The 7,239-nt window shown below is 52.1% G+C and carries 7 protein-coding genes, 1 tRNA gene and 1 pseudogene; 4 read left to right on the forward strand and 5 right to left on the reverse strand.

The genetic code is table 11. The annotated features are described in order from the left end of the window. Positions 1 to 113 precede the first annotated feature (113 nt). The 3 genes from rutC to rutA are packed head-to-tail and all read right to left on the reverse strand — an operon-like array spanning position 114 to position 2,367. Positions 114 to 500, reverse strand: coding sequence for a pyrimidine utilization protein C (gene rutC, locus J1785_RS05120; RefSeq protein WP_129951881.1), 387 nt, complete (start codon positions 498 to 500; stop codon positions 114 to 116). A gap of 26 nt (positions 501 to 526) precedes the next feature. After that, positions 527 to 1,279, reverse strand: a complete 753-nt coding sequence (gene rutB, locus J1785_RS05125) for a pyrimidine utilization protein B (protein ID WP_217218952.1) — start codon at positions 1,277 to 1,279, stop codon at positions 527 to 529. Then, positions 1,276 to 2,367, reverse strand: a complete 1,092-nt coding sequence (gene rutA, locus J1785_RS05130) for a pyrimidine utilization protein A (protein ID WP_129951880.1) — start codon at positions 2,365 to 2,367, stop codon at positions 1,276 to 1,278. The genes rutB and rutA overlap by 4 nt, the downstream gene beginning before the upstream one ends. Before the next feature lie 335 nt (positions 2,368 to 2,702). Between rutA and rutR the strand changes: the two genes are divergently transcribed. Beyond that, positions 2,703 to 3,392, forward strand: a complete 690-nt coding sequence (rutR, locus tag J1785_RS05135) for an HTH-type transcriptional regulator RutR (RefSeq protein WP_217218953.1) — start codon at positions 2,703 to 2,705, stop codon at positions 3,390 to 3,392. A gap of 9 nt (positions 3,393 to 3,401) precedes the next feature. Continuing rightward, positions 3,402 to 4,391: a metal-dependent hydrolase gene (locus tag J1785_RS05140; protein WP_129951878.1), complete on the forward strand. Its 990-nt coding sequence runs from the start codon at positions 3,402 to 3,404 to the stop codon at positions 4,389 to 4,391. Between the two features lie 48 nt (positions 4,392 to 4,439). Here the strand turns inward: J1785_RS05140 and cycA are convergent, their stop codons facing one another. Further along, the gene (gene cycA / locus J1785_RS05145; RefSeq protein WP_129990530.1) at positions 4,440 to 5,840 is read right to left on the reverse strand and encodes a D-serine/D-alanine/glycine transporter; all 1,401 of its coding nucleotides are present in this window, start codon (positions 5,838 to 5,840) and stop codon (positions 4,440 to 4,442) included. Between the two features lie 373 nt (positions 5,841 to 6,213). Between cycA and J1785_RS05150 the strand changes: the two genes are divergently transcribed. Next, a tRNA-Lys gene (locus J1785_RS05150) sits at positions 6,214 to 6,289 on the forward strand. Positions 6,290 to 6,303: 14 nt separating this feature from the next. On the opposite strand, the pseudogene J1785_RS05155 reads toward J1785_RS05150, so the two are convergent. After that, a pseudogene (locus J1785_RS05155) lies at positions 6,304 to 6,696 on the reverse strand (site-specific integrase); the annotation flags it as partial. A gap of 298 nt (positions 6,697 to 6,994) precedes the next feature. Here J1785_RS05155 and J1785_RS05160 point away from each other — a divergent pair. Continuing rightward, positions 6,995 to 7,225 carry a hypothetical protein gene (locus J1785_RS05160; protein WP_217218954.1) on the forward strand — a complete coding sequence of 77 codons (231 nt, stop codon included), beginning with the start codon at positions 6,995 to 6,997 and terminating at the stop codon, positions 7,223 to 7,225. The last annotated feature ends 14 nt before the right edge of the window (positions 7,226 to 7,239 follow it).

Here is a 7,239-nt window from a genome sequence, read left to right on the forward strand (position 1 = left end):
CCCCCCAGCCCCGATGAGAGCACGACGGTTTCCGCATCGGCATTTTTTTTCCCCAATACCTGGTAATACATGCTGATTCCTCAAGGTGTTCAGGACAGGTTGTTGCAAAATGATTATTTACCGATATGCGCCACGGAGGCGATTTCGATCAGCGCATCCGGTTTCACCAGCCCGCACTGAATGCAGAACCGTGCCGGTTTTTCGCCCGGGAAGTATTCAGCGTAAACCTGATTAACGGCACCGTAGTTCGCCCAGTCAGTGATGAAAATCGAGTTCATGGTGACGTCATCCATTGTGCCGCCCGCCGTTTCAATCACGTTTTTGATGATCTCCAGTACGTGACGGGTTTGTGCAGCGGCATCGCCGACATGTACGACGTTATTGTCTTTATCAAATGGCAGCGTGCCGGAAACGTATACCACGCCGTCGGCGAGGGTACCCGGAACAAAAGGAGCCAGCGGAACGCCGCTGCCAGCCGGAATAATGGCACTTTTAGGCATCGTCAATTGTCCTTTTAAGAAAGCGGTCAGGCCGCGTTTTGTTCAGTTTTATAACCCACGGCGTCGCAGAAATTGCGCACGCTGGAGACCCAGCCAAAGAAAGTTTCAATGTTATAAATCGCGGCTTTTTGCGCAAACTCCGGTCCGGCCTGATGGGTGGCGTCTTCAAGCACCACGCCAAAATATTCCAGGAAGAATCCGTCGCGCAGCGTGGACTCCACGCAGACGTTGGTGGCGATACCGGTAAATACCAGATGATGGATACCGTAGCTGCGCAGCAGACTGTCGAGCTGGGTATTGAAGAAGCCGCTGTAGCGCGGTTTGGGCAGTACGATATCGCCGGGTTGCGGCTGTAGTTCATCGACCAGGTCATAATCCCAGTCACCTTTCGCCAGCAGTTTGCCCATCAATTCCGGACGCTTGCGCATCGTTTTCAGTGCGTTGGATTTGTGGAAGTTCGGCGAACCGGCACCACCGGCTTCGACGTATTGATTGTCCCAGCCGTTCTGGAAGAAAATCACTTTAATGCCAGCGGCGCGGGCGGCGGCAATCGCCACTTTAATATTGGCAATCACCGGCGCGGTAGCGGAGACATCAAAACCGGCCAGATCCAGATAGCCGCCTTGTGAGGCATAGGCATTTTGCATATCCACCACAATCAGCGCCGTTTGCTGCGGCGTGAAAGCAATGGCTTCAGGGCGTGCTGTGAGGATCGTTTCCTCGCCGGTATTGTGGGGGTCGCGGCGGACCACAGTTTGATTCTCAACAACGTTCATCATGCGACCTCTTTCTGCTCAGTGCCGATGTGCTGGCGGGTTTTCATTAATGGCTGGATGTAGCGGCCAAAGTTTTCGATGCCTTCCACGAAATCATCAAAGGTCAGCAGCACGCCGCCGGCCCCGGGCACGGTGTCGATTTCGTCGAGCATTCTGGCCACGCTGGCATAAGAACCGACCAGGGTACCCATGTTGATATTCACGGCGGAGGTCGGGTCGGCCATCTGGCGGACATTGGTATCGCTGCCGGATTTGGTGTCTTTGCTGCTCTGATCGGTGAGCCATGCCAGCGCATCGGCGTCAGCTCCGGATTTATACAAATCCCATTTAGCGCGGGCGGCGGCGTCGGTTTCGTCGGCAATCACCATAAACAGCACATAAGAGGAAACATCGCGGTTTTCAGCTTCAGCCGCCGTTTTCATGCGGGCAGCGGTGGGCGCAAAGGCGGTTGGCGTGTTGACGCCTTTGCCGAAGCAGAAGTTGAAGTCCGCGTGTTTAGCGGAGAACGCCATGCCGGCATCACTTTGCCCGGCACAGATGACTTTCATTTCACTCTGCGGACGCGGGCTGACGCGGCAGTCGTCCATTTTGAAGAATTCGCCGTCAAGCGTGCAGTGACCGGTTCCCCACAGATCGCGCAATACGCTGACGTATTCGGTCAGGTAGTCATAGCGGCGACTGAAATAATCATCGCCCGGCCACATGCCCATTTGTTCGTATTCGGGTTTCTGCCAGCCGGTGACGACGTTTACGCCGAAACGGCCGTTGGAGATGGAATCAATGGTAGCGGCCATGCGCGCAACGATTGCCGGTGGCATCACCAGCGTGGCGGCGGTGGCATACAGCTGAATGCGGGAAGTCACGGCGGCCAGACCGGCCATCAGCGTGAACGACTCCATATTGTGTTCCCAGAATTCGGTTTTGCCGCCGAAGCCGCGCAGTTTGATCATCGACAGCGCGAAATCAAAATGATAGTGCTCCGCTTTCTGCACGATGGTTTTGTTCAGTTCGAAGGTGGGTTTGTACTGCGGCGCAGTTTCTGAAATTAACCAGCCGTTGTTGCCGATAGGAATGAAGACACCGATTTTCATAGCTCACCTCATGATGCAACGCGAAGGAAGGAATTCATGATGGGTATTGCAAGCGGGATGCCAGTTTTTTAATCTTTTTAATTATCAGTGAGTTAAATTTCGGTGTTGGTTTTTGGTAGAGCAAATGGTCTGTTTCAGACCATATGGTCAAAAATGGCTGCACATTTATCAGGCAGGATTGAACGGAAATGGTGCAAATTTGTTAAATTCATAACTCTTTGTGGTTACTGATTGTTGTCGTGGGTGTTACTGCAATCACCGGGATGCATAGCGATAGTCGCTTGTATCGCCATTTGCTATGATTTCAGCCTTGCTATTCGTCTCAGGGAGACATTGTGAAGCCATTGGTCGAATCTGTGCAGGCTGACGCCGGAGAGAAGAAATCCCGCCAGCCGGCGACGAAAGCCCCGACGCGACGTTCGCGGGCAGTCGCTGCCAAACGTGGCAATATCATGGCAGCGGCACTTGAGTTTTTCTCGTTGTACGGCATGCATGGCACCAGTCTGGATCAGGTTGCCGAGCGTGCCGATGTGTCCAAAACCAATCTGCTGTATTACTTCCCGTCAAAAGAAGATTTGTATATCGCCGTGCTCAAAGGATTGCTGGATATCTGGCTGGCACCGCTGAAAGCGTTGCAATCTGATCAGCATCCGCTGGAAGCTATCCGTGAATATATCCGCCTGAAGCTGTGTGTTTCCCGCGATCACCCGCAGGCATCCAGGCTGTTTTGTCTCGAGATGGTACAGGGTGCACCGCTGCTGAAACAGGAGCTGGGCGGCAGCCTGAAAACGCTGGTGGAAGATAAATCGGATGTGATCCGCGGCTGGATTAAAGCAGAACTGATCGCGCCGGTTGATCCGATGCAGCTGATTTTTATGCTGTGGGCGACCACGCAGCACTACGCCGATTTCGGGGTACAGGTCGAAGCCATCACCGGTAAAACGCTCAGTGATCCTGAATTCTTTGAACAAACCGTGTGTAATGTGCAGCGCATTATTACCGAAGGCATTCAGCTTCGGGCTTAAGGGGGCAGAATGGATTCAGTTTCACAATTAGTGCTTGGCGCTGCAGTGGGCATTGCGGTGATGGGCAAACGTGCGCCGGTATGGAAATCTGCACTGGCTGGCGCGGTCTGCGGAACCTTGCCCGATCTGGATGTGTTTTACGATCACGGTGATGTCATCAGCAATATGACCCTGCACCGCACCGAAAGCCATGCGTTGTTTTATCTGACGCTGATATCTCCGCTGATGGCCTGGCTGATGGCCAAACTGTTCAGCGCCGGGCAACATTTCCGGCGCTGGTGGGGAACTGTCTGGCTGGCTCTGATCACCCATCCGCTGCTGGATGTGATGACGGTTTACGGCACCCAACTCGGTATCCCTTTTACGCATTATCCTTTTGCGGTCGGCAGCATTTTTATTATCGATCCGCTCTATACCCTGCCGCTGATTACCGGTGTTGGTCTGGCGCTGTATCGCGAGCAGCAGCGCGGCATTATGTGGAATAACGTGTTACTGGGCATCAGTTGCCTGTATCTGGCTTGTACTATGATTGAACAATATCAGGTGACACGGCATGTCGGTACAGAGCTGCAACGGCAAAATATTGACAGTACGCAGGTTCTGGTCACGCCGACACCCCTCAATTCGCTGGTGTGGCGTGTGGTCGTGATGAGTAAAGACAGTTACGGCGAAGGTTTCACCTCATTGCTGCATCCGGATTCACCGATCCGTTTCCGCTTCTATCCCCGCGGTGAGGCATTGTATGAAGCCCACAAAGATAACCCGTTTCTGGCGCGTGTCGCCTGGTTCAGCCACGGTTTTTTCAGCGTTAAAGAGCAGGGCGGCCATATTCTGGTCAGTGACTTACGCATGGGGCAGGAACCTGATTACACGTTTGTATTCGATCTCGGCGATATGAAAGCCGGTGCGCCGCCGGCACTGCCGGTGAAAGTGGCGTCGGCCAGACCGTCTGCCACAAAAATGTGGGAGCAGTTCAGGCAGGCACTGGACGTTGATTAAAACAAAAAGGAGCCAGATGGCTCCTTTTTGACATCATGAGTTCATCATTCAGGCTTTACGACTGCGGCTGCGCAACCCATAGCCTATCCCCAGGATCACAAACCACAGCGGCGTGACCAACAGCGCCTGTCGCGTATCATCCTGCAAGGTCAGCAGTACCAGAACAAAAGCAAAGAATGCCATACAGACCCAACACATCAGTTTGCCGAGCGGCATTTTGTAGATTGATGCTTCGTGCAGTTGCGGACGTTTACGGCGGTAGACCAGGTAAGCGCAGAGGATGATGGTCCAGACGAACATAAACAGGATCGCAGAAACGGTGGTGACCAGTGTGAAGACCGTCACCACATTCGGGATCAGGTAAATCAGCACCACACCGCCGAGCAGACAGATACACGAAAAGGTCAGGCCGTTCGACGGCACTGCGCGGGAAGAGAGCTTACCGAATGCTTTCGGCGCGTTGCCTTCCTGTGCCAGACCAAACAGCATGCGGCTGGTGGAGAATACGCCGCTGTTAGCTGAAGAGGCAGCAGAGGTCAGTACCACAAAATTGATGATGCTCGCCGCCGCCGGCAGACCGGCCAGCACAAACAGTTCAACAAACGGGCTCTTATCTGCCACCACATGGCTCCAGGGCGTCACCGACATAATCATGATCAGCGAGAACACATAGAACATGATGATGCGCAAAGGGATAGCGTTGATGGCACGCGGCAGGGATTTCTGCGGATCTTTAGTTTCGGCGGCGGTGGTGCCGACCAGTTCGATGCCGACAAACGCAAACACGGCGATCTGGAAACCGGCAAAGAAACCGCTGACACCTTTCGGGAAGAATCCGCCATCATTCCACAGGTTGCTGAATGACGCGACGGTGCCGGTTGGCGTCTGGAAGTGAGTCAGCACCATCACCAGCCCGGCGATGATCAGCCCGACAATGGCGACGATTTTGATCATCGCGAACCAGAACTCCATTTCACCAAACATTTTCACGGTAGCGAGATTCAGGCTCAGCAGCACCAGCACGCAGATCAGCGAGGCGACCCATTGCGAGAGGCCGGGGAACCAGAACTGTGCGTAGGCGGTAATCGCCACGACGTCAGCGATACCCGTGACCACCCAGCAAAACCAGTAGGTCCAGCCGGTGAAATACCCGGCCCACGGGCCCAGTAAATCGGCGGCAAAGTCGCTGAAAGATTTATATTCGAGATTGGACAGTAACAATTCACCCATCGCACGCATGACGAAAAACAGCATAAAGCCGATGATCATATAGACGAAGATGATGGACGGACCTGCCAGGCTGATGGTTTTGCCTGAGCCCATAAACAGGCCGGTACCGATAGCACCGCCAATGGCAATCAGCTGGATGTGACGGTTAGAGAGATTTCGCCGCAAACCTTCTGCGTTCTCTTCCCCCGGCTGGACGAGGATTTTTGACTCTTCTTGCATGTTGTATTGATTCCTGTTTTTTGCTTTTTTGCGTATGAACTCCGCCATATCGCATTCATTTACGTCAATTTCTTAAGCTCTGAATGGCTCTGTGTTCACCACGGCTGGAACGATAGCGTGTGTGAAGTGTGTAATAGTAATGTTAAGCGTGCATTTATTATAACTGGCATGAAAAATGCCGAAGAAAAAAATGTATCGTAATTTTTACATCGCGGATAACTGAGTGTTAATTAATCAAATATCTTCCAGGATGGCGGCAATAATACCGTTTTTGGACGTGATGGGCTTCACAAATATGACGCGTATTAACTGTCAATAAAGCATGAATAAGCGTTTGACATCATCCGGATAGAGGAGAATAATCCGTCCCGTTGGGTCGTTAGCTCAGTCGGTAGAGCAGTTGACTCTTAATCAATTGGTCGGCGGTTCGAACCCGCCACGACCCACCAATAAATTCAACGTGTTAGATATTATCCACTGCACCAGGTTTTACCGAGTGGGACATATTTGAGACATGTTCATTAAATATTGAATCTATTTGGGCAGCATGTTCGGTTAAATGACTTGGCGCAAGGTGGGCATACCTATGCACCATTTCAATACTTTCCCAGCCGCCCATTTCTTGTAATACCGATAGCGGAACGCCGGACTGAATTAACCAGCTCGCCCATGTATGCCGCAAATCGTGAAAACGAAAATTCTCAATACCTGCTCGCATTAAAGCCGACTTCCAAGCCTTATTACTATCCACCCGCATCTTCCTTATTTCTGCAGTTACCGATCCGTCTGGTCGGGTGCAACTCGTTGTGTGAACAAAAACAAAACGATTATGCTTTCCGATCTGCGCCCTCAACACGGCCGCCGGTCATTTCAGACGCAGTGACCGGAACAAATCTTTCCATCCCCTCATCACGTTCGGTCTTTGTGACTTTGGCGCAGTAGAAAAGTGCGCAGTGGAAGTGCTGCATTCCACTCGAGCGGCATGTTCGCGGGGGCGTTCATATCCGCCGTAACAAACTCGGGATGGTCGGGCTGTGCCAGTAGTTTTCAGATCACCTTGCTGGCCTTTGGGTGGCGGTGGAGCAGGTAGTACGTCTGGTCAAGCGTCATTCGGGGGAGTAAAGGTGCAAATGGGTGCGTTATCGTAGAGGAATATGCATGATGAATATGCTGTATTAAATGATGATGGGGCAGTAATTGGTATCGGATATTCATTATCAAATGGCGTATATTTGCCTCCTGCAGTGCCAGAGGGAACAACTCAAGAGATAATTAACGATGCTGACTTGATGAAAGAGTTAGTTTTGTCGAATATTAATAAAATCACGCAGATTTGGCAAACTCAACTAGCTTTGAACCTCATAAGTGATGATGATAGAAATTAACTGGTAGCGTGGAT

Origin of the sequence: Rahnella perminowiae (assembly GCF_019049755.1) — a bacterium.
Taxonomy (GTDB): domain Bacteria; phylum Pseudomonadota; class Gammaproteobacteria; order Enterobacterales; family Enterobacteriaceae; genus Rahnella; species Rahnella perminowiae.